Annotated in this window: 15 protein-coding genes; 8 read left to right on the top strand and 7 right to left on the bottom strand. The window is 62.6% G+C overall.

The genetic code is table 11. From position 1 onward, the window contains the following. Positions 1-158 precede the first annotated feature (158 nt). The gene (locus B4F27_RS03160; protein ID WP_286758840.1) at positions 159-5,021 is read right to left on the bottom strand and encodes a cytochrome P450; all 4,863 of its coding nucleotides are present in this window, start codon (positions 5,019-5,021) and stop codon (positions 159-161) included. Positions 5,022-5,077: 56 nt separating this feature from the next. Then, on the bottom strand, positions 5,078-6,709 hold the full coding sequence (locus tag B4F27_RS03155) for a hypothetical protein (protein ID WP_286758839.1): 1,632 nt from the start codon (positions 6,707-6,709) through the stop codon (positions 5,078-5,080). Positions 6,710-6,901: 192 nt separating this feature from the next. On the opposite strand from B4F27_RS03155, the gene B4F27_RS03150 reads away from it, so the two are divergent. Then, complete coding sequence (locus B4F27_RS03150) at positions 6,902-8,587, top strand: thiamine pyrophosphate-dependent enzyme (protein ID WP_286758838.1); 1,686 nt, start codon at positions 6,902-6,904, stop codon at positions 8,585-8,587. A 70-nt stretch (positions 8,588-8,657) separates the two neighbouring features. On the opposite strand, the gene B4F27_RS03145 is transcribed toward B4F27_RS03150, so the two are convergent. Beyond that, positions 8,658-9,407: an SDR family oxidoreductase gene (locus B4F27_RS03145; protein WP_286758837.1), complete on the bottom strand. Its 750-nt coding sequence runs from the start codon at positions 9,405-9,407 to the stop codon at positions 8,658-8,660. A gap of 96 nt (positions 9,408-9,503) precedes the next feature. Between B4F27_RS03145 and B4F27_RS03140 the strand changes: the two genes are divergently transcribed. Continuing rightward, positions 9,504-10,139: a glutathione S-transferase family protein gene (locus B4F27_RS03140; RefSeq protein ID WP_074636903.1), complete on the top strand. Its 636-nt coding sequence runs from the start codon at positions 9,504-9,506 to the stop codon at positions 10,137-10,139. A gap of 13 nt (positions 10,140-10,152) precedes the next feature. Here the strand turns inward: B4F27_RS03140 and B4F27_RS03135 are convergent, their stop codons facing one another. The 4 genes from B4F27_RS03135 to B4F27_RS03120 all read right to left on the bottom strand — a co-directional run bounded on the left by B4F27_RS03135 (position 10,153) and on the right by B4F27_RS03120 (position 13,284). Then, positions 10,153-10,446, bottom strand: coding sequence for a CcdB family protein (locus B4F27_RS03135; RefSeq protein WP_009824373.1), 294 nt, complete (start codon positions 10,444-10,446; stop codon positions 10,153-10,155). Between the two features lie 8 nt (positions 10,447-10,454). Next, positions 10,455-10,676 carry a type II toxin-antitoxin system CcdA family antitoxin gene (locus tag B4F27_RS03130; protein WP_037966680.1) on the bottom strand — a complete coding sequence of 74 codons (222 nt, stop codon included), beginning with the start codon at positions 10,674-10,676 and terminating at the stop codon, positions 10,455-10,457. Between the two features lie 164 nt (positions 10,677-10,840). Continuing rightward, positions 10,841-11,986 (bottom strand): ParB/RepB/Spo0J family partition protein, encoded by a 1,146-nt coding sequence (locus B4F27_RS03125; protein WP_286758836.1) that lies wholly within the window; start codon positions 11,984-11,986, stop codon positions 10,841-10,843. Continuing rightward, entirely contained in the window at positions 11,986-13,284 is a 1,299-nt protein-coding gene (locus B4F27_RS03120) for an AAA family ATPase (RefSeq protein WP_009824376.1), read from the bottom strand. Before B4F27_RS03120 ends, B4F27_RS03125 begins: the two co-directional genes overlap by 1 nt. Positions 13,285-13,788: 504 nt before the next feature. Here B4F27_RS03120 and B4F27_RS03115 point away from each other — a divergent pair. The 6 genes from B4F27_RS03115 (at position 13,789) to B4F27_RS03090 (ending at position 22,323) form a co-directional block, all read left to right on the top strand. Next, complete coding sequence (locus B4F27_RS03115; protein ID WP_005848978.1) at positions 13,789-14,469, top strand: DnaA N-terminal domain-containing protein; 681 nt, start codon at positions 13,789-13,791, stop codon at positions 14,467-14,469. 123 nt (positions 14,470-14,592) lie between these two features. Next, entirely contained in the window at positions 14,593-15,354 is a 762-nt protein-coding gene (locus B4F27_RS03110) for an SDR family NAD(P)-dependent oxidoreductase (RefSeq protein ID WP_286758835.1), read from the top strand. Positions 15,355-15,378: 24 nt separating this feature from the next. Next, complete coding sequence (locus tag B4F27_RS03105; RefSeq protein WP_074636909.1) at positions 15,379-16,539, top strand: acetyl-CoA C-acetyltransferase; 1,161 nt, start codon at positions 15,379-15,381, stop codon at positions 16,537-16,539. Positions 16,540-16,640: 101 nt separating this feature from the next. Then, positions 16,641-17,618: an NAD(P)H-dependent flavin oxidoreductase gene (locus B4F27_RS03100; RefSeq protein WP_005848974.1), complete on the top strand. Its 978-nt coding sequence runs from the start codon at positions 16,641-16,643 to the stop codon at positions 17,616-17,618. A 58-nt stretch (positions 17,619-17,676) separates the two neighbouring features. Continuing rightward, a complete protein-coding gene (locus B4F27_RS03095; RefSeq protein ID WP_286758834.1) occupies positions 17,677-18,939 on the top strand; it encodes a glycerate kinase type-2 family protein in 1,263 nt (420 codons plus the stop codon). Between the two features lie 267 nt (positions 18,940-19,206). Continuing rightward, positions 19,207-22,323 (top strand): CHASE domain-containing protein, encoded by a 3,117-nt coding sequence (locus B4F27_RS03090; protein ID WP_286758833.1) that lies wholly within the window; start codon positions 19,207-19,209, stop codon positions 22,321-22,323. The last annotated feature ends 7 nt before the right edge of the window (positions 22,324-22,330 follow it).

Raw genomic sequence — 22,330 nt, 5'->3', positions numbered from 1 at the left:
CCAAGCGGGCGGGTGCCTGCCGAAATCGCAGCAGGTTAAGAAAGGTTAAAAATCGACCGTAAACGTACCGTAAATTTTTGCGCGGCGCTCCGTGAAAAAATCGTGAAAAAAGAATGCATCAGGCGGTTTTTCATCGCTAAACGCTCAGAGGGCCTAACCTATAGTTGCGACAGATATGCCAGCGCCTGTTTGCTTGGCATAAAGAAGTACCCCCCCGCCACCGTTCGGGTGAAATCCACCGGCGCAGGCTGTGCGACCCCCACCCCTTCCGCGCGGGACATCGGGCACATATCCAGCGCCAGCGACTCCTCCGACCCCGGAATAATGAACGTATCACCCTTCTGTTTCGGCGTGATCAAAGGGTCCGGCCCATGCCGCCCGCCGTGGAACCCGTCGGCGTTGATCCAGGTCTGCTGCACGAACTCGAACTGCCGTTCGATATTGGCGTTAAAGCACATAAAGAAGGTGCCTTCCTCTTTCTCAACCGGCGGTACGGTCTCGGTATCGCGCCGCACCCAGCCCGCGTCGATCAAGCCTGCGTCCTGCGGCGTGTCAAACGCGCTGCTATAGGTGCGGCCCCGTCGCAACAGCCGATGGCGGTTGTTGATCTGCAATGTGATCTCGTGACCGGGGCGGAAACTGTCGCGCGGGTTGGCGCGGCGGATATGCGACCCGATCGGGCAATACAGCCCCAAGGGGTCGTCCTCGCCATGGCGGAAATCATTGTCGGGAATCACCGGCCGCAGCAGATCGCGCGGTATGCCAAGGGGGCCGACCTCATGCTCCAGCTCTGACAAGGCATCGTTGAACGCGGCCCAGCCCTGCGTCGTCCAGATCGTCTCATCCATGCTCAGACCGCCATGCACGCCCAAACGGCCGCTGCCCCTTGGCGTGCGTGTCCGGTCAAGGAACTGCTGCAGCGCAACAAGATGGCCGTCGGTCGCAGGGCGCTGGTCCGTGGCGGCCTGCAATGCCTTGAGGCGCAGCCCGACATAGCGACGCACGACCGCGTAATAGCGCGCGCGGTTGCGCAGGCTGCGCGACACCGACGGGTTGCGCGCAAGTGAACTGCCGTCCGCCCACCGACCGATGATCTTGGCGGTGATCCATTGCTCCATCCAGATTTGCCGTGCATCCAGCCCCATCGGCACATCGCCATAGGGCGACTGATCCATCTGCCCACGCTGCATATCCCCCAGCACGATATCCTTGTCGCCGGGCATGTGGTCGCCCTGCCGGATCCTGATGTCGGCCTGCATATCCTCGCGGATCGCATCCGCGATGCCCTCTTGCGGCAGATGTCGCGCCTCAAGCCCGCGCGCCTTGGCCGCCACAAACTCCTTCAAAGCCTTGTCATTGTGCAAGATCTGCCGCACCGCCAGAAAGCTCCCGCCGCGGCCAAAATCACGCTGGTCCCCCAGATGCAGCCGCCCAAAGCGCGGCACCAGATCCGTCACCGGCCGCTCGACCGCCGACAGCCCCTGCGCCGCCGGCGTATCGGCGGGCACGGTGATCGCCAGCGGCAGGTAGCCCCGGGAATCGGGATACCCCAGGATGAACTCCCCCGCGCCGACCACATCATCCGGCGCGGCCTTGCCTTTGGCAAAGGCCTGGGTATGGCGCATGATCGGCTGCGAGATACCGTCACGCGTGCCGAACCCGTCGCTATGGGCCAAGCCGCGGCGTTGCAGATCCGCCCGCACGATGCTGTCCACCGCGATGCCATATTGCTCGAACATCACGGTCAGCGTGTCGTCGGTCGCCCCCTGCTCCGAAGGATCGCGGGCATAGGACAGCAGCAAAGCGTGCGCGGCGCCGTCGCTCCACCGCCAGCGGGCGGGATCGGCGGGCGTGCCCGCATCGCCCAACATCCGCGCCCGTGCCGCCATGCCGCTGGCAAAGGCATGGGGCAACGTCGCGCGCCCGTCGTGGGGCGTGTCGGGAAACCCCAGCAGCGACAGCCCGCCAGAGGACAGGGCAATGAAATGCGCCGGATAATCGGGATAGGCGTCGCCAAAGCTCAGCCGCGCATCCCAGGGCGCACCGGGGGTCTCGGCATTGCGCGCCTCTTGCAGCAACTGCGCGATCAGGCGCTTGCCCCCCTGCCCCGTGTCAAAGCGCAGCACCCGCGCCGTCATCAACGGATGTCGCCCCAGCCCGTTGAACAGCAAGGTCTGCACCTGGTCCGTCTCGATCGCATCGGCGGGGCGCGGCGCGGTGTAGAATAGGTTGGCCCACGCGCGATATTCGTCATGGGTCAGCGCCCGCGCCAGCCCGTCGCGCACCAGCGCATTGGTGCGGATCATCCCTGTGGTCAGCTGCGGAAAGCGGCTGTACCAGACCTGCGTCTGCACCTGCTGGCGCCGCACCCAGCGTTTGAACCTGTCACCGTCCTGCGCCCCGTCCAGAAAAAACCACCGGCTGCGCGGAAAGCCCACGCAGTTGTTCCACGCCATCGTCTGGCCGCGGTGCACCTTGGTGATGAAATCTTCGAGGTAGCTTTCCCAGCTGCCGTCGTAATTGCCCTGAAAGATCAGCTTTTGACTGCCTTTGGGGCAGTACCAGCGCGCATAATGAATGGTGGCGAAATCGGTGACAAAGCCGGGGCGGAACCACAGGATTTTCATATATTTGATGATGTGGAACGCCAGCGCCGTGGTCAGCCGCCGCAGCAGGCCGGGATTCAAGGCACTGACCGAGGTGATGTGGTTCTGCGCATAGCCGGGCAGATCCTCCATCGCTTGCACGGCGGCGACGTGATCATGAGGCGCATAGCGGTCATCCGGCGTCTCGCGCGTCTCGACCCGCCGCAACCACGCCAGCACCCCGCCCGCCACCGTAAGCGCCAGCAACAGCGGCACCATCCAAAGCGAGACATAGACATCCGCCGCCTGCAACAGACTGACAATACCAAAGGCGACCAGCCCCACAGGCAGCACCAACGCCAGCAGCGCAAAGACCGCCAAGGGCTTCAGCCCCAGCCCCGCATATTTCGCGATAAACCCCGAGAAGGGGAAATCCTTGTGCCGCGAGAAGCGCGGATAGCGATGGGATGGGCGGTACAGCAGCGCCGCTTTCGCAGGGTCCTGCTGCATCTGTTTGCGGATATCGGCGACCAGATCGGCGGGGTCCGTGGTGCCCTCGGCTGCGCGCTGTCGCACCTGCGCCTCGGCCCAGTCATACAGGTTTTTCTCCGCCTCGATCTGGCGCACAGGCATATGTTCGGTGCCGTTGAAGTTCACCCCGATGGTGCCCCAGGGCTTGGTATCGGGATGCAGCAGATGCGCGCGCACCGCCGCGACAAACCCGCCCTGCGCATCTTTCAGAAACGGCAACACTATCGAACAGGGCGCGTCGATCCGTTGCGCCAGCCGCGCCAGCGCGTCCCGCGGCATGCCATCGGTGTTGAACTCTGCCAGCAGATGGGTGGGCCGCGCATCAAGCCGCGTCTCGGCCCCCAGATTAACCAGATTGAGGCTTGCGAAATGCACGATCCCCGTGCCCTCAAGCCCCTGCTTCAAATCTGATGTCTCCTCCTGCAACCCCGCCAGGACCGCGCGGAGCGCCTCTATATCCACACCCTCTTTCAAGGGCACAGGCGCCACGATCGTCGACTGTGCCGCGTGGCCTTCCACCATGTCGAACCGCATCCGCAAGCGGCCCAGATAGGGGCCATAGAACTTTGGCCGCTCGGGCAGAAAGGCGATGCCGGGGCGCGACAGGATGATCTGGAATGCCTCGGTGATGATCTCATGCGCCATCTCGTGCCCCAGACAGTGATGCATCCCCAAACCAAAGGACAGATCCGGCAGCGCGGTGCCGTCCTTGGCCAGAAACCCTTCGCCGGGCATGAAGCGGTTGGGGTGTTTCACCACCCGCGGATCATGCAGGGCTTGCGCTGTTGCCAGAATGACCACGGCACCGGGTTTGATCCGCCGCAGCGCCTCGGGCAGGCCCTGCGTATCGCCGGCCTCTTTGCGCAGGCGGAACTGGCCGGGAAAAAGCGACGGATTAAAGCGGGCGATCTCGAACAATATGTCACGCAGGGCCAAGCGGGCCTGCGGATCGTCGGGGGTGGCTTCGGCCCGCGCGGCACAGCGCAGCGCCTGATGGAACTGGTCCGGCTTGCGGCGCATCTGGTCGAGTATCTTGCCCGCCGCAAGCGCGGTGGTGGGCACAAAGCCGGTGATCACCCCGAACAGGATCACCCGCACGGTGTCTTTGTCCGACTGCTCCCAAACCGGCCCGCCATCGCCCTGCCGCGCGACCTGATCCATCAACCCTTGCAAGAAACCCGCCTGTGCGGGGTCCGCACGTTCGTCGGCGGACAGATTGGCATAGGCGTCGATACTGGCATCCAGCAGATCGCAAATACGCTTGGCCCCGATCATCGCCTGCCGACGCACCGCAGGCGTGCCCGAGGGGTCGGCAAAGATCAGCGAGGAACAGGCCGCTGAAAACGCGGCAAAGTTTTCCGCGCTCGGGGCCGCGATGCCAAAGGTCTTCAGACAGGCCTCTGCCGTCACGCGCATAAAGACATCGCGCGCCATGTCGATCTGCCCGCCGCTATCCTCCAGCAAGGCTTCGGTCACGCGGCGCACCACAGGGCGCACATGGGTCACCGGATCAATCGCCGCCCAAGGATCGCGCAAAATCGCCATCTGCGCGGCATGGGTCTGTGCATCATCGCCCAAGGCAAACACCGGCGGGCCTGCCATCTCTTCCATCTCGGGGCCAAAGGGCACGCCGAAAACATCGGGCCGATGCAATGCCGCGACAATATCAGCGTGGCGCGTGACAAAGTGATACGGTCCCAACCGGACCACCGGCGCAATCCGCTGCATCAGGCGTAGCCCGCCATGTTTCATCAGCCCTTGCGTGATCCGGCTCCGCACCTGTGCGACCCAACTGCCGTTCAGCGCATCAAGCGTGAAATGCCGCGTTCCCAGATCAGAGGGATGCGCCCGCTCCTCCGCCTGCGCTTGCCGGATACCAGCGTAGTTGTCTGCATATTTCGTCATGCGTCGGATGCCTTCTGCAAAGGCCCCCCGGGGGGTCACCAGCCGGCGCGCCGTACCTAGAACATCTCTTCAATCATACGCGCGTTCAGCGACCGGTCCGAAAAGGGAAGCCAGTTGATATAGCTGCGGTTGAAACGGGGCTCGAACTCGTACAGGTCGCGCTTGGCACGCGCCACGGCGTCGGGGCGGCCCATGCGGTGCAGCGCCAGGACCTTGACCATATGGGCGTACCAATAGGCGGGGCGCAGCAACAAGGCGTGATCCGCGTGCTGCAGCGCGGCCGACAGATCCCCCGCCAGCAGCGCGGCAAGGGCTGTCTCCCCCTCGAAACAAAAGCGCTGCGGGTGGTGGGGCGACAGGCGGATCGCGTGTTCCAGCGCCTCCAGCGCCGCCAGGGGGTTGCCATCATAGGCCAGATTTGTGCCGCGCTGGTCATGGGCAAAGGCCAGCGAGGGGCACAGCCGGATCGCCTCGTCCGTGTAATGCACAGCAGCCGTCTTGTTGCCCAGCCAACATTCCGCACAGCCCGCAATCCAATAGCCCCGCCCGTCCGACACATCCAGCTTGATCGCCTTTTGCGCCTGTCGCCGCGCCAGCTTGATGTCACGCGGATCGGCGCGGCAGGTCCAGACCCGCCACAGCGTGGTCAGCGCAAGATAGACATGCGCCTCTACATGACCGGGGTTGCGCGCGATGATATCCTCGAAGATCCCCTGCGCCTTCTCGAAATCCTCGGGGGTGAGGCGGTTGATATGCCAGCGCCCCTGCCACAGCAGCGCCTCGTCGCTTTGTGCCGGCCGCGACTGGGACCGCTGTTCGTAGGATTGCGCCAAGGCACAGCTGAAATTCCCCGCCACCTCGATCGCCATATCCCGCGCGACGGCGGCAAACCCCGCCCCGATATCGGCAGCATCGGCCAGCGGCGCGGTAAACTGCGCACGTTTCACCGATTGCCCTGTGGTCAGATGCGTCAGCTCCACCATCAAGACCAACCGCCCGCCGCTCTGGCGCAACTGGCCGGTCACCACGTAATTCGCCGTCGCAGGCCGCGCGGCACCGGCGGCGCTGCGGCCACTGTGCACGGCCCAATCCATAAAACTGATCCACCGATGCCGCGCCAGCTGGTCCAACACCTGCTCTGCCAGTTCCTGCGCCTGAGGGGTCAGCGGCTCGGCACTGGCAAAGGGCATGAGCGTCACACAAGGCACATCCAGCGGCGGGGCGAAGTCAACCTCTGATGGGTCGGGACCGCCCTGCGACGTCTCTAGCTGGCGGGACCAAAAGGCGCGTTGCTCGCGCAGCCAGTTGTCGAATTCAGGGTCCCTGATATCAAGCCCTTCAAGGAACTCCGCCTGCCCCGGCAACCGCTGCGCCACCGACGAAAGCTCAAGCGCATCTACCGCGACCTCGCTCAGCGACAGCGTGACCGTGGTGCGATCCGCTTGCAGCACATCGCCCATCGGGGCAAGCGCACGGCGCAGGGCAGACAGCGTCTGGCGCAGGCTCGCCGCACCCTCACGCTCTCCGCGTTCGCTCCATAGCTTGTATTGCAACCAACGTCTTTCGCGCCTGCCACCGGGGGCGACCGCCAACATCGCCAGCACAGCGCGCGCCTTCTTCGAGGTGATGGTGACACGTGACCCATCGGTGCGCCGCAAATCGAACGGCCCGATGACATTTAGCTGCAATCCTAGAGTTTTATGAGAACCATCCGCCAAAACTACCCACCACTTTCGTCATGGTTGAGTGTGCGGGATACGTTTCCATCCGTCAATTTTTTTTCACCGCCGATGTTTCCCTAACGGCATTGCAAAACCCGCCCCGGCGTGCTGCATCTTCGGCAATCGAAAATACCAGATGACATGGACGGAGCCCGACCAATGACCCAGAACGCCCCCCTCAAACGCCGGACCGGCGGACAGGTCCTTGTGGACCAGCTTTTGATCCACGGGGCCGACACCGCCTATTGCGTGCCCGGTGAAAGCTACCTCGAGGTGCTGGACGCGCTGCATGACGTGCAAGACCGGTTCACCCTGATCAACGCCCGCCACGAGGCCGGTGCGGCGAATATGGCCGAAACCTACGGCAAGCTGCACGGCACCCCAGGTATCTGCATGGTCACCCGCGGCCCCGGCGCCTGCCACGCCGCCATTGGCGTGCATATCGCGCAACAGGATAGCACGCCGATGATCCTGCTGGTGGGCCAGATCGCCCGCGACACCACCGACCGCGAAGCATTTCAGGAAGTCGACTACCGCGCCATGTTCGGCCCGATCGCCAAATGGGCGACCCAGATCGATGATGCGTCGCGGGTGCCTGAATATATGGCCCGCGCCTTCCGCGTCGCCACCTCTGGCCGGCCCGGTCCGGTTGTCATCGCCCTGCCCGAAGACATGCTGACCGAAATCGTCGAAGTCGCCGATGCGCGGCCCTATACCGCCACGCAGGCTCAGCTTTCCACGGCAAATGTAGACGCGCTGAAGGACGAGATCGCACAGGCCAAACGCCCGCTGATGCTGCTTGGCGGCTCCGGCTGGACCGAGGATGCCGCCGCCGCGATCACCCGCTTTGCCGAGACCAACAACATCCCCGTCGCCACCTCCTTCCGGCGACAGGATATCGTGCACAACCTGTCGCCCGTCTTTGCGGGCGATTTCGGCACCTCCACCGCGCCGACGCTTTTTGCGCACCAGAAAGAGGCCGACCTGCTGATCGTCATCGGCGCCCGGTTGGGCGAGATGACGACCAAGACCTACACCACCCTGCAATCGCCCAACCCCGATACCCGTCTGGTGCACCTGCACCCTGACGCGGACGAGATCGGCCGCGTCTATTCCCCCGACCTCGGCTTCGCCGCCTCCCCCGCCGCTGCGGCATCGGCACTCGACTCACTTGATCTCGACCGCGCTGACGATTGGCAGGATTGGTGCGCTAAGCTGCATGGCGATTACCTGACCGACACCGACAGCCCCAATGGCGCGGAATGGGAGCTCGACATGGGCGTCGCCCTTTGCCAGATCCGCGACAGCCTGCCGCAAGATACAATCGTGACGCTGGACGCTGGCAACCACACCGGCTGGGCGCAACGCTATCTGCGTTTTGGCCGCCCGGGGCGCATCGTAGGGTCGACCTGTGGCGCGATGGGGTATTCCGTTCCGGCGGGCGTTTCTGCGGCGCTGGCGCATAAGGATCAACTGGTGCTGTCATTCGTCGGCGATGGCGGCTTCATGATGAGCGGGCAAGAGCTCGCCACCGCCGCGCAATACGGGGCAACGCCGATCGTGCTGCTGTTCAACAACGGCATCTATGGCACCATCCGCATGCATCAGGAACGCGACCACCCCGAACGCATTTCAGGCACCACGCTGATCAATCAGGACTTCTGCAAAATGGCCGAGGGTTATGGCGCGCATGCGGAGCGCGTGACCAAAACCGCCGACTTCGCCGCCGCCTTTGACCGTGCCCGCGCCAGCGGTCGCCCGGCCTTGATCGAACTGGTCACCAACCCCGAACAGATCTCTACCCGCACCACGATCACGAAACTGCGCGATGCGGCAAAGAAGTAGGCTCTAAACCGCTGATTAGAGACACATACCGGCACCCCGCCCGCAACCTTGCGTGGGCGGGGCCCCTCCCCTAGCCGCGCCCGATAAAGGGCATCTTGGTCGCCATCACCGTCACGAACATGGCGTTTGAAGCAGGCGGCAGGCTTGCCATATAGACCAGCGTGCGGCCCACATCCTCTACATCCATGCGCGGCTCTGCCCGACGTGACCCGTCCGGTTGCAGCACACCCTGGGCCATCTGCTCTGTCATCTCGCTGGCGGCATTGCCGATGTCGATCTGACCACAAGCGATGTCATGCGCCCGCCCGTCCAGCGACAGCGACCGCGTCAGCCCTGTCACCGCATGTTTCGTCGCCGTATAGGGTGCCGAGAACGGGCGCGGCACATGGGCAGAAATAGACCCGTTGTTGATGATCCGCCCACCCTTGGGCGACTGCCGTTTCATCAACCCGAAGGCCGCGCGCGCGCATAGAAACGACCCCGTGAGGTTCGCGGCCACAATGGCGTTCCAGTCGTCCAGCGACAGGTCGTCAATCTCGACCGCGGGGGCGTTGACGCCCGCATTGTTGAACAGCAGGTCCAACCGTCCGAACTGCGCCTCGATCTGGTCAAACAGCGCCAGCACATCCGCCTCGACCCCGACATCCGCGGTGATCGCCAGATGCCCCTCCCCCGCCAACGCGGCACAGGCCTCCTCTAGCGGGGCCATCCGGCGCCCCGTCAGCACCAGCGTAAACCCCGCCTCTGCCAGCGCTGCGGCGCAGGCGCGCCCGACGCCGCTGCCCCCGCCGGTAACCAGTGCAATCTTCCTCTCCATCATCCCCCCGATCTGCGCCTTTGTGATCCGCGCAAGCTGATTTATACCAAGGGCATAGCAACCCGTTTTCCCCCCTGACGCAAGCCGAAGGACGCCGCAATGATCGACCTCTATACCTGGACCACCCCGAACGGCCGCAAGGTCTCTATCCTGCTGGAGGAGTTGGGCGTACCCTATACCGCCCACCCCATCGACATCACCAAGGACGACCAATTCGCGCCCGACTTCCTTAAAATCAGCCCCAATAACAAGATCCCCGCGATCAAGGACCATCACAACGGCCTCTGCCTGATGGAATCCGGCGCGATCATGTGGTATCTCGCTGATAAATATGGAAAATTCCTGCCGAACGATGCGATCGGACGTGCCAAGGTGCATGAATGGCTGATGTGGCAGATGGGCGGCTTGGGTCCAATGGCCGGACAGGCGCATCACTTCTTGCAGTTCAACCCGGGCAAGGCCCCCTACGCCGAAACCCGCTATGCGACAGAGGTCCAGCGGCTTTACGGCGTGCTCGACAAACAGCTCGAGGGGCAAGACTACATCTGCGGTGACTATTCGATTGCGGATATGGCCTGTTGGCCCTGGGTCGCACGCTATGAATGGCAGCGGGTGGACCTGACGCAATTCCCCAATGTGTTGCGCTGGTACAAAGCACTGCGCGCCCGCGACGCGGTGATCAAAGGGTATCAGGTGCCGAAAGATGTGGGCGAGGTTCCCCGCGGGGAACCGTAAGCCGCGGGCACAATCACAGCCCGTCGATCAGGATATCCAGCGCCCGCTTCAACGCATCGCGCTCTGCCTCAAGCGAGGTCACCTTGTCGCGCAGCGCGGTGCCGGGTACGGCGGCCAGCTCTTGCACCCGCACGATCCATGCGGTGCCGTCGACCTCTACCTGCGGGGTCAGACCGGGAAAGGCAGCGTACCGCCCCGCCTCGCGCAGCGGTGCCACCACGCGCGAGGCGTCGATGCCAATCAGGTCGGTTTGCAGATCCACCACAAGCTGCCCGCCTGCAAGTCGGTACACGTCAAACTGCGCCATAGCTCGAGCTAGAAACTGCGGAAGCGTTCAAGCGGCAGGCCCTCGGCCTCTACCTCTTGTGCATAGGTATCCAGCGCCTGCTGGTTCTCGATCCGCCAGCGGCGGTTGCGTTCTGCCTTGGCGGCGTCCGAAATCGCGGCCTCGGCCAACCGCGACATGTTCAGCCCAAGCGCGCGCGCCGTCTCGGCGACGCTGGCATCCAATGTAAGATTCACTTTGACACGGCCCATGGCACCCTCTCGTACTATGCGTATAGGGCAGGAGTATAGGTGAGGCTGAGGATTCGGGCAAGGTGGCGCGGGTTGGCGCGTATATGTGGGCCTATCGCGCCCATTAGGCCCGACCCGGCGCCAAGAAGAAGGGGCAAGGCGATCCGCCCTGCCCCCTTCGAGTTTCAGTCTTTCTGATCCAGCGCTGCAAGAAACGCCTCGATCCCGCGCTGTAATCGCGCCTTGCTGACAGCCGAGAAATCGCGCGGCAAGCGCATCTCTACCTTCCCGTCCGACGCGATCACCCGCATCTCCCCCTGTGGCAACCCAAGCCGCAAGGATGTCTTGGCAGAGCTTCGGCCCGCAGGTTTTGGTGCGGCTTTCTTTGCCGTGATCCCTGCCCGCAGAATCGCAAGTTCGGCATCGGCATCCCGTTCCGGCTGCTTGATCAACGCCTTTTTCAGCGCCATCGCATTGCCCGCCTGCGCATCAAGGAAACGATAAACATCCAGCCCAAGCGCCCGCGGGATCGCCTCTGGGTAGCGCAGCGCGCCGTCCAGATCGGCAAGCACACGGGCGAACTGCCGGATATAGGTCTTCTTCTGTTTCAGCGCAGAGGCATAGAGCGTGCCAACCGCATCGCTCACCTCGACGCCCGAATCCTGCGCATAGGACAGGGCCAGCCGCGCCATCTCGCCAAAGGACAGGTCTTTGCGCACAAGGTTCTCGTCCACCATCTTGCGGTACAGATCCGCAAGGGGTTCCCCGCGGGGAACCAGCGCGGCGGGGATGCGGGAATAGCGCGGGTCGCCGGTTTCGGCCGCAAGTTCGCGGAAGGCGGTGAGCCGGCGGAAGCCTTGAATAAGCTCATACCCGTTATCCGTCTGCTCCACCCGAATGGGATTGGAAAGGCCGACCGACTGGATCGACTGCTTCAGTTCTGCCAGTTCGGGGTCGACATTGGCCGACCGGTCGCGGGTCAGCTTGTCGGTATGCACATCCGAGGTCTGGATCAGGTCGGTGATCAACCCCAGCCGTTTCAGCCGCACATGCTCATGCGCCAGCGCGTCGTTTTCCGCGCGAATGGCGGCCTCTGCACTGGCGCGCTCTGAGGTGGCTTCAAGCGTTTCCGAGATCGCGCTCGCCATCGGGCCGCGTCGCGACGGGGCAGGGGGGTTGGGCACAGGATCAGAGTTCTGCAACGGGTGGCCCTGAATGTTGTACTCTTTCACAACGGGCGGTTCGGCAGGTGCGTTCCCCGCGGGGAACGCCACGTCTTCCTCTTCATCCAGATCGAAGTTGATATCGAAAACAGAGCGTTTCTTAACCATTATTCATCCTCCAGTTTATCCCACGCATCGACAAGCGTGGCACGGAATTCATCATAGGCCCGATCAAAGGAGGCCCGCGCGCGGCGCCAGGTCTCGCGGGTCATCTGGCGGTAGTCCATCTCATAGATCGACGACAGGAACCGGCCTGACTGTTCAACCGCGCGGGTCATTTCAATCGGGTGCTCTGCTACATGTGGCTTAAAGACCTGATTAAATGCTGACTGCATCGCACGGTGCAGATCGTTATTAGGCTCGAAACGGGTCAATAGAAACTTGATGTCAGCAAAGGCCTTGACCGGATCGGTGCCCGACGGCAGCCGCCCGCGGAAGCGGCCCAGATCCTCAAGCGCCTCAGACAGCTGGCCGATGAAGCTGGTGGTGCTGTCATATTCCCAATAGCCGGGGCCGGAGGGAATATACAAAACATCCGCCGCAAAGACCGCGTTCATCGACTGGTAGCCAATGGCGGGCGGGCAGTCGAAGATGATCAGGTCATAGGCGTCCGGCGGGATCGTATCAAGATAACGGGACACGGCGGCAAAGAACGACCATTCGGGGTTCAGGTGCCGGTACTGCGCGCTGGCAAATTCAACGAACGCGGCATTGGCACAGCTGGGGATCAGGTCGATCGTGGGCCAGCTGGTCGGCTTGATGAAATCGGTGGCGCGCAATTCGCTGAGCCCCATGCCAGTGACAGAGGCAGGCAGTTTGCGTTGGGGCAGGGTGGCCCCGCTTTCCGCGCCGCCTTGCACGGCGTTCATCCGCTCTGTCTCGCGGATCAGGTCGCGGGCCATGATACCCCAGACAGTGACCTCTTCCGAGACATCCGACAGCCCCATCGAATGGCTGAGTGTGGCCTGCGGATCGAAATCCACGGCCAGCACGCGGTAGCCGTCAAGCGCGGCCGCATGGGCGAAATGCAGCGCGACGGTGGACTTGCCCGCGCCGCCCTTGAAGTTCGCAATCGCGGCACGCACCGCCCGCTTGCCCGCAGGGCGCGGCGGCATCAGCGACCGGTTCTTGATCTTCAGCTTGCGCCGCAGCTCGTTGATCTCTTCCAGCGCATACCAGCGCTGGCGGCCTTCCTCTTCCACCTGCCCCTCGGGCAGGGACGGGTCAGCGGCCAGCCGGCCGCGCAGGGTCGACGGGTTGGTCTTGAAGATCAGCTCCGCCACTTCCCAGCTTGAGAACCGGCGCAGGGTCTTTTCCATCTCGGGCGAATAGGTCTGATGCCGGATGTGCCCCTGCATCTTGAGCGACTGCGCCTGAAGCTTTGCCAGGTCCGCATAGGTAAACATAAGCTGTCCTTTTCCCTACCCGTTCCCCGCGGGGAACCGCCGCCCCGCACGCTGTGGCGGCACCGGAAAACCCGAAAGAGAACGCTAATTACTACTCAATTTGGATTTACGCTGAATTTGCATCTTATGGAAAGACATTTATTCTATAAACAGGTTTTCAATATCCCTTATACCACAGGGCCCCGGTGCGATTCGGGCGATAGGCGCGGCTCTATAGCCCCGGGGCGGAAATATAGGGGGACAGCAGGATCGACCCCGCGACATATTGGGGGACAAAAACGCTGTAATAGGGGACGCTCTGCATGACCCCCTATACCAATGATACCTCAACTTTCAAATTTGAATGGGGAAGAAAGAGGGTCGGTGCAAAACCAATCCTTGACAGAATCGGGTTTCCGGACGCAAATCAGGGAAGAGGCGGAAAAGACGTTGTCTACGCCCCGAGGATCCATCAAGAGATCGAACTGAGGCTGCACATTCACACCGTGCCAGATCGGAGCAGCTATGCTTTCACCGAAACCCGTGGGGCGTGACGCCGCCGCGCGCAAGTATGATATCATCACCGCCTTGGGGGCCTATGCCCTTGCCGGCGGGAAACATGATCACCGTCTGGTGCTGCGCTTCATTACACTTGTAACGGCGCGCTACAACTGGGCGCGCAATGAACTGGCCGTCGGTCAGCGCGAGATCGCGCAGCTTTGGTCCGTCGATGAACGCACCGTCAAACGCGAGATGGCAAAGCTGCGCGGCTGCGGCTGGCTGGTGGTCAAACGTCAGGGCGCGCGCGGACGGGTGACGGAATACGGGCTCGACCTTGATGCGATCCTTGAAAAGACGCGCCCGCAATGGCCGCAGGTCGGGCCGGACTTTGATCTGCGCATGCAGGGCGCGCCGGAACCGACGCGGGTGGTGCCTTTGCCCGTGCGTGGCACCGCCCCGACGCCGCCTGTCGAAGGGGGCAGCGAATGGGCGTTGGCGCAGGCTGTGCTTCATGCCGAAGATGCCGGTGTCTATGGCAGTTGGCTGCATAATCTCACGCGGCAGGATCGGGCAGGGGGGCGTGTCACGCTTCAGGCCCCCAGCCGTTTTCACGGGGCCTATGTGCAGACCCATCTGATCCCCCGCGTTCTGGCCGCATTGCAGGCCGTAGATAGTGACGTGTCCGAGGTCGTGATCACGGCCTAAACCGGATCGGCTGAACGGGGGGCCGCGGGTCCCACGCTTTGCCATTGTAATCCGCGAAACCGCAGGCGACATTCCCCGCAATTAAACTGTTGCCCCTGCGTCAGCAGGGAAGGGGAGGATACCATGCAATTGAACGGACAGGCCGCCATCGTCACCGGTGGCGCTTCGGGATTGGGCGGGGCCACGGCAGCGTTTCTGGCGCAGGCCGGGGCCAAGGTCACTATCTTTGATATGAACGCTGAACTGGGCGAGGAAAAAGCCACCGCCATCGGGGGCAAGTTTCTGCGCGTTGATGTCACCGACGAAAGCGCGGTAGAGGCCGCGATCGCGGAGGCCGAAGGGCTGCACGGCAAGGCGCGTATTCTGGTAAACTGCGCGGGCATCGGCCCACCTGCCAAGGTCGTGGATCGTGACGGCGCGGCGCTGCCCTTGGCGAGTTTTACCAATGTGGTGAATGTGAACCTGCTGGGGTCGTTCAACGTGCTGTCGAAATTCGCCGCGGCCTTGCACAAGGCGGAGTCCGTGGGCGAGGAACGCGGCGTGATCATCAACACGGCGTCGGTCGCGGCGTTCGACGGCCAGATCGGGCAGGCGGCCTATGCGGCATCGAAGGGCGGGATCGTGGGCATGACCTTGCCCGTCGCCCGCGAGCTGGCGCGCTATGGCATCCGGGTGATGACGATTGCACCGGGGCTGTTCCTCACACCGCTGCTGGAGGGTCTGCCGCAGGAGGCGCAGGATTCGCTCGGCGCGCAGGTGCCCTTCCCCAGCCGTTTGGGCGATCCGTCGGAATACGCCAAGATGGTCGGGGCGATTATCGACAACCCGATGCTGAACGGTGAAACGATCCGCCTTGATGGCGCGATCCGCATGGCACCGAAATAGAGACTGAATAGAGGGGAAAGCGTTATGGCACATGCCTATATCGTAGAGACAGCCCGCACCGCAGGGGGGCGCCGTGGCGGCGCGCTGCGCGACTGGCACCCTGCCAATCTGGGGGCCGAAGTGTTGAATGCGCTGGTGGCGCGGTCCGGGATCGACGGCGCGGTGATTGATGACGTGATCGTCGGTTGCGTCAGCCAGGGCGGAGAGCAATCCTTTGCCTTCGGGCGCAACTGTGTGCTGGCCTCGAACCTGCCGCAATCGGTGCCCGCGGTCACCATCGACCGGCAATGTGGCAGCTCGCAACAGGCGGTGCAATTCGCGGCACAGGCGGTGATGTCGGGCACGCAGGATGTGGTTGTCGCCATGGGTGTCGAAAGCATGACACGGGTGCCGATGGGGTCGAATGTATCGCTTTATGCCAAGGCGGGGTTGGGCGAGGGCCCGTTCAGCGACCGGATCGAGGCGCGCTACGGCACCAAGAATTTCAGCCAGTTCATCGGCGCGGAAATGGTCGCGCAAAAGCACGGGTTCACCCGCGCGGAACTGGACGCCTATGCGCTGGAAAGCCACCGCCGCGCCACCGCTGCGCGGGATGGTGGGGCCTTTGACGCAGAGATCATTCCGCTGGCCATCGAGGGCGGGATGCACACCCGCGACGAAGGCATCCGCGATGATGCGACGCTTGACGGGATTTCCTCTGTTAAACTGCTTGATCCGGACGGCATGATCTCTGCAGCGAATGCGTCGCAGATTTGCGATGGGGCGGCGGGCGTGTTGGTCGTGTCCGAAGCCGCGCTGAAGAAATACAATCTGACGCCGAAGGCGCGGATCGTGAACCTGACGGTGACCGCGGGCGATCCGGTGATCATGCTGGAGGAACCGCTGCCCGCCACAGACCGCGCGCTGGAACGGGCCGGTATGAAGATCGACGACATCGATCTGTTCGAGGTCAACGAAGCCTTTGCGCCGATCCCGATGGCATGGGCAAAACACACCGGGGCCGATCCGGCCAAGTTGAATGTGAATGGCGGCGCGATTGCGCTTGGGCATCCCTTGGGGGCCTCTGGTGCGCGGCTGATGACGACGCTGGTGCACAGCCTGCATACGCGCGGCCAAAAATACGGGTTGCAAACCATGTGCGAAGGCGGCGGCATCGCCAATGTCACCATCATCGAGGCGCTGTAGTCCCGATCACAAGAAGGGAGTGACGGACGCAACGTTCGTCATTTCCAAAGCGCGCACATCCTGACAAGTTGCAGGAAAATAATACGTCCCGGAGGAACAAGATGACGCTACCCGCCCTTTTCGACAATTTGCGTATCCCGCTGATTGGCAGCCCGCTGTTCATTATCTCGAACCCTGATCTGGTGATTGCACAGTGCAAGGCCGGTATTGTGGGCAGCTTTCCAGCGCTGAACGCACGCGAAGCGGAAGGCGAACCGATTGAGCTGGACCGCTGGTTGACGCGCATCAAGGAAGAGCTGGACCGTCACAACCAAGCGAACCCTGACAATCCCGCCGCCCCCTATGCGGTGAACCAGATCGTGCATAAATCCAATGCGCGGCTTGAACGGGACGTAGAGATTTGCGTCAAGCACGAGGTGCCGCTGTGGATCACGTCGCTTGGGGCGCAGGAATGGCTGAACGATGCGGCCCATGGCGCGGGCGGTGTTGTCTTGCACGACATCATCAACAACCGCTTTGCCCATAAGGCGATTGAAAAAGGGGCCGATGGTCTGATCGCTGTGGCCGCAGGGGCAGGGGGGCACGCCGGTGCCTTGTCGCCGCTGGCACTGATCCAGGAAATCCGCGAATGGTTCAACGGGCCGCTGTTCCTGTCGGGGGCGATTGCCAAGGGCGACAGCATTCTTGCGGCGCAGGCCATGGGCGCGGATGGCGGCTATGCCGGGTCGGCGTTTATCGCCACGCAAGAGGCGAATGCCGACGCACGCTACAAGCAGATGATCGCGGATTCGGGGGCTTCGGATATTGTGTACTCCGACTTGTTCACCGGCGTTTGGGGCAACTATCTGAAAGCCTCGATCGAGGCGCAGGGCATGGACCCGAACAACCTTGAACGGTCCGACCCGTCGAACATGAACTTCGGTGCCGATCGCGAAAAGCCCAAAAGCTGGAAAGAGATTTGGGGGGCTGGTCAGGGCATCGGCGCGGTCAAGGATGTGCGCCCCGCCGCCGAGGTGGTCGAGCGGATGGCGACAGAATACGCCGCGGCACGCAAACGTCTGTTCGATCAGACCGCGTGAGTGTAAAACAGGCCGTCCCTTCGGGGGCGGCTTTTTTGATGACGGGATAGGGATCGCCATGCACACCGCGCCGGAGACGACTTTACGCCGCTTGTTCGACCGCGCGGTCGCCGTGGCCGATCCGATGCAATCGCTGGCCGCGCATCTGCCGCCGAAACCCACGGGCCGTGTGGTGGTGATCGGTGCGGGCAAGGCCAGCGCGCGCATGGCCGAGGCGGTAGAGGCGGCCTGGGGCCCCTGCGACGGTTTGGTGATCACCCGCTATGGATACGCCCGCCCCTGTCAGGGGATCGAGATTGTCGAGGCCGCCCACCCCGTGCCCGATGCCGCCGGACAGGTCGCAACCGCGCGGATGCTAGAGCTGGTGCAGGGCTTGGGCGAAGGGGACTTTGTGCTGGCTTTGATCTCGGGCGGGGCGTCGGCGCTGCTGACCGCGCCCCTGGGGGAGATTACGCTGGCCGAGAAACAGGCGGTGAACGCGGGGTTGCTGGCCTCTGGTGCGCCGATCACGCAGATGAATGTGGTGCGCAAGCATCTGTCGCAGGTCAAAGGCGGGCAGCTGGCGGCGGCGGCCTATCCGGCGGCGATGCACACATTGATGATCTCGGATGTGCCGGGGGATGATATGGCGATGATCGGGTCGGGCCCCACGGTGGGCGATGCCTCCACCTCGCGCGATGCGCAGGCGATCTTGACGCGGTGGGGCGTGGCGGTTCCGGCCTCGGTCACGCGGGCTCTTGCTGCGGGGTCGCAGGTCGTGCCGCCGGATGATGCGCGGCTGTCGCGTGTGATGAACCGGATTTATGCGGCCCCCAAGCAATCGCTGGATGCGGCACAGGCTTTGGCCGAGGCAGAGGGGTTTCGCGTGATCCGTCTGGGCAATGACCTGGAGGGCGAGGCCCGCGAGGTCGCCCGCGCCCATGCCGCCTTGGCCCTGCAAGAACAGGCGCGTCTACATCCCGGCGATGCGCCGATTGTTATCCTGTCGGGCGGCGAGCTGACGGTCACGCGGCGCGGGAATGGCGTTGGTGGACCGAATGCGGAATATGCCTTGGCGCTGATGCTGGCCCTGAACGGGGCGGCAGGTATCTGGGGGTTGGCCTGCGATACCGACGGCGTCGACGGCGCGGCCGAGGTGGCGGGGGCGATCATCGGGCCCGATAGCCTGGCGCGGGCGGGGGCCGCGCGCGCCGACGCAGAATCGGCGTTAGCGGTAAATGACGCCCACGGTTTCTTTGGCCGGATCGGCTGTCAGGTGGTGACGGGACCGACGCTGACGAACGTCAACGACTTCCGTGCTATGATTGTGCATCCCGTATGATCAACAACCCTGAGTTGGGGCGTCTTTAGATTCTGTTGAGGTTTCTGTCTTAATCCTGTGCGCAAGTAATAATTAACGTTGGCAGGGAAACCGGTGCTACTTATAAGTGAGGGATGCCGGTAACATGATCAGCGGGTGGCTTTCATCGATTAGGCGCTTTTCAGTTTTGCGAAATGTGAGAGTATAGTTTTGTTCAAGCGCTTAGATTTGATTTTGGTCGTTGTCTGCCTTCTCGTGACCTTCGGGATCTACGCTGAAGGCGCGCGAATGAACCGCGCCGCGGCAAAGGCCGAATTCGCCCGCATCACCGAGGATGGACTTCAGGCGCTGGATCGTCGGATGAACATCTATCTGCAAAGTCTGAACGGTGCCGCGGGGATGATGCAATCGTCGGAGAATATCGAGTACGACGATTTCGAGACCTTTGTCGAAAGTCTGGATTTCGAAAACTACCTGCCCGGCATCAACGGCATCGGTTTTGTGGAACCCGTGGCCAAGGTGGACGAGGATGCTTTCGTCGCCGATATGCGTGCCAATGGGACGCCGGGGTTCGAGATCAGGCCAGAAACGAACCATGACCAGAAATATGTGATCAAATATATCGCGCCGGTGCTGCCCAACAAGGAAGCCGTCGGGCTGGACATCAGCTTTGAAAAAGGGCGGCGCGAGGCGGCGGATCGGGCGCGAGAAACCAACACCCCGCAGCTGACACCGCGCATCCTGCTGGTGCAGGACGCGATGAAGGAACCGGGGTTCTTGCTGCTGCGGCCGCTGTTCTATGCCTCCGGCCCGCGCGAGGGGACGTTTCGCGGCTGGGTCTATGCGCCGTTCATCGGCCGCAACCTGTTGCAGGATCTGACGCCGAACCAGAACAATGTGTATGATTTCCACGTTTATGACGGCGATACGACCGACCCCGAGGCTCTGATCTATGCCAGTCAGGATCGCGAACATGCGGCGGGTAAATATAGTATGGTCTATACCACCGAATTCTTCGGGCGGACCTGGACCGTCCAATATGAAAGCACCCCCTTGTTCGAGGCGTTGTTCCCCGGTGGCACGCCGCTGCTTGCGCTGATCGCAGGGATTGCCCTGACCGCGATGCTGGTCGTGGTGTTGCGCGCCATTCGCCAACGTGGGGATTCTTTGGCCGAGGTGGCCGCGCTGCGCGAACAGCAGATCAGCGCCCGCGAAGAGGAAAACCGGTCGATCATCGAGAACAGCGTTGTGGGGATCTTCATTCTGGATGAACGCCGCGAGATCCTGTTTGCCAACCACGCCGCGCTCGAGATTTTCGACAAGCATGAAGACGGGATGGGCGGGTTGCCCCTGACCAAATTCGTGACAGAGGCGGGGTGGCTGCCCGCAGAGGCAGGCTATAACGCCACGGGCACCAAACACGACGGATCCACGCTGCACCTTGATCTACATTATAACGAATGGGAGACGCTGAATGGCGTCAAACGCATCACCGCCATTGTGCGGGATGTGTCGGTCGAGGTCGGGGCCGTCGGGGAACTGGCCGGGATCAAGGAACGCTATGACCATGCCCTCGCGGGGTCAGAGATTGGCGTGTTCGAGATCGACCTGATGTCGGGCACATCGGTGGTCTCGCCGACGTGGCGCAAGATCATGGATGTCGGTCCGGAGATCGAGGATACGCAGGAAGAGTTCCTGAGCCGTATCCACCCCGACGATCTGCCCCGTCTGATCGAGGCGGATCAGGATTGTATCACCGGCAAGGCAGAACGGTCGCGGACCGAATACCGGATGCAGTTCGGCGAAAGCTGGCGCTGGATGCGGTCGGATGCCGTGGTCGTGGACCGCGCCGACGACGGGTCGGCGATACGGATGGTCGGGACGCAAAGCGACATTACCGCGCTGCGTCACGCCCGCAACGCGCTTGAGGCAAGCGAGAAGCGATTCCGCACCGTGCTGAATGCGGCCCCCGTAGGCATGGCGACCCTGAACAGCAACGGGCAGTTCACCAGCGTGAACAACGCGATGTGCGAGCTGACGGGATATTCGCAAAAGGCAATGACCGACCGGTTCAACCTTGCGCAGATCATCCCCGAGGAAGATGTGAAGCTGATGCGTGATATCGTGACCAAGTTCACCGAAAGCGGGTCGAACGAGGTTTACCGCGGCGAACATCCGATCATGCACAAGGACGGCGGCCAGCGGTGGGGGCTGTTCAACATCACCTGGACCTTCGACAAAAACGAAGGGGCTTATGTCTTTATCGCGCAGGTCAACGATATCACCGACCAGAAGAAGATCGACGAGATCAAGAATGAATTCGTGTCCACCGTTAGCCATGAATTGCGCACGCCGCTGACCTCTATCAAAGGGGCGCTTGGCCTGATCGAGATGTCGGCGCGTGATACCATGCCTGCCTCGGCGCTGCGCCTGATCGAGATCGCGCGCAATAACGCCGACCGTCTGACCACCATCGTCAACGATATTCTCGACCTCGAAAAGATATCGTCGGGCAAGATCGACTTTGACCTCAGCCCGATGAGCCTGAACGAGGTCATCTCTTCGGCCGTGCAAGAGATGATGCCCTTTGCCGTCACCCATAACACCAAACTGGTGATGGATCTGCCCGACACCGACATCAATGTAACTGCCGATTGGTCACGGATGATGCAGGTGCTGGCGAACCTGATGTCGAATGCGTGCAAGTACTCGACCGAAGGCACCGACGTCACGATCAAGGCCGAGACGATTGGCGACATGGCGATTGTTTACGTGCAGAACTTCGGCCCCGGTGTGCCCGAGAATTTCAAGAACCGGATTTTTCAGGCGTTCTCTCAGGCCGATGGATCGGACACGCGGGCCAAGGGCGGGACGGGCCTTGGGCTGAATATCACGCGACAGATCGTCTGGCGTCAGGGCGGCAACATCGGCTTTGAAAGCAAGCCGAGCGGGACCACGATTTTCTGGTTCACCTGCCCGCTGGCCACCGATGCCGAAGGGTATGACGTGCTGCCCGATGCCCGCACGTTCGAAGTGATCGACGGCACGAAGGACAACCTTAGGGTGTTGCACCTTGAGGATGACGAAGAATTTGCAGAGGTGCTGCGCGAAGGGTTGAGACCCTTTGCCGATGTGCAAAACGTCACGCGGTTGAACGAGGTCCACGATGCGCTGAGCGCGGGGCCGCTGGATGTGATTATCCTCGACTGGACCGTGCCAGATGGCGACGCCGCTGCCGTCCTGGACGATATCGCCGAGCTTCAGCCAAATGCGCGGGTGGTCGGGCTGACCTCTGACGCGGCGCGCGCGAGGGATAGCCGGGTGGGCACCCATCTGGTGAAATCGCAGACCGATCTGAACCACATTATCGAAAGTATTGTGGGTCCGACACAAAGAGCGAGTTGATCTCCTT

Origin of the sequence: Sulfitobacter sp. UBA1132, assembly GCF_002311545.1 — a bacterium.
Classification (GTDB): Bacteria; Pseudomonadota; Alphaproteobacteria; order Rhodobacterales; family Rhodobacteraceae; genus Sulfitobacter; species Sulfitobacter pontiacus.
This window is presented reverse-complemented; position numbering and strand designations above follow the sequence as displayed.

Excerpts from the sequence above, each read along its gene's own strand:
- B4F27_RS03125 (WP_286758836.1), bottom strand. The coding sequence starts at position 11,986 with ATGGTTAAGAAACGCTCTGTTTTCGATATCAACTTCGATCTGGATGAA.
- B4F27_RS03145 (WP_286758837.1), bottom strand. The coding sequence starts at position 9,407 with ATGATGGAGAGGAAGATTGCACTGGTTACCGGCGGGGGCAGCGGCGTC.
- B4F27_RS03150 (WP_286758838.1), top strand. The coding sequence starts at position 6,902 with ATGACCCAGAACGCCCCCCTCAAACGCCGGACCGGCGGACAGGTCCTT.
- B4F27_RS03135 (WP_009824373.1), bottom strand. The coding sequence starts at position 10,446 with ATGGCGCAGTTTGACGTGTACCGACTTGCAGGCGGGCAGCTTGTGGTG.
- B4F27_RS03120 (WP_009824376.1), bottom strand. The coding sequence starts at position 13,284 with ATGTTTACCTATGCGGACCTGGCAAAGCTTCAGGCGCAGTCGCTCAAG.
- B4F27_RS03115 (WP_005848978.1), top strand. The coding sequence starts at position 13,789 with ATGCTTTCACCGAAACCCGTGGGGCGTGACGCCGCCGCGCGCAAGTAT.
- B4F27_RS03140 (WP_074636903.1), top strand. The coding sequence starts at position 9,504 with ATGATCGACCTCTATACCTGGACCACCCCGAACGGCCGCAAGGTCTCT.
- B4F27_RS03160 (WP_286758840.1), bottom strand. The coding sequence starts at position 5,021 with ATGACGAAATATGCAGACAACTACGCTGGTATCCGGCAAGCGCAGGCG.
- B4F27_RS03110 (WP_286758835.1), top strand. The coding sequence starts at position 14,593 with ATGCAATTGAACGGACAGGCCGCCATCGTCACCGGTGGCGCTTCGGGA.
- B4F27_RS03095 (WP_286758834.1), top strand. The coding sequence starts at position 17,677 with ATGCACACCGCGCCGGAGACGACTTTACGCCGCTTGTTCGACCGCGCG.
- B4F27_RS03090 (WP_286758833.1), top strand. The coding sequence starts at position 19,207 with ATGAACCGCGCCGCGGCAAAGGCCGAATTCGCCCGCATCACCGAGGAT.
- B4F27_RS03130 (WP_037966680.1), bottom strand. The coding sequence starts at position 10,676 with ATGGGCCGTGTCAAAGTGAATCTTACATTGGATGCCAGCGTCGCCGAG.
- B4F27_RS03105 (WP_074636909.1), top strand. The coding sequence starts at position 15,379 with ATGGCACATGCCTATATCGTAGAGACAGCCCGCACCGCAGGGGGGCGC.
- B4F27_RS03100 (WP_005848974.1), top strand. The coding sequence starts at position 16,641 with ATGACGCTACCCGCCCTTTTCGACAATTTGCGTATCCCGCTGATTGGC.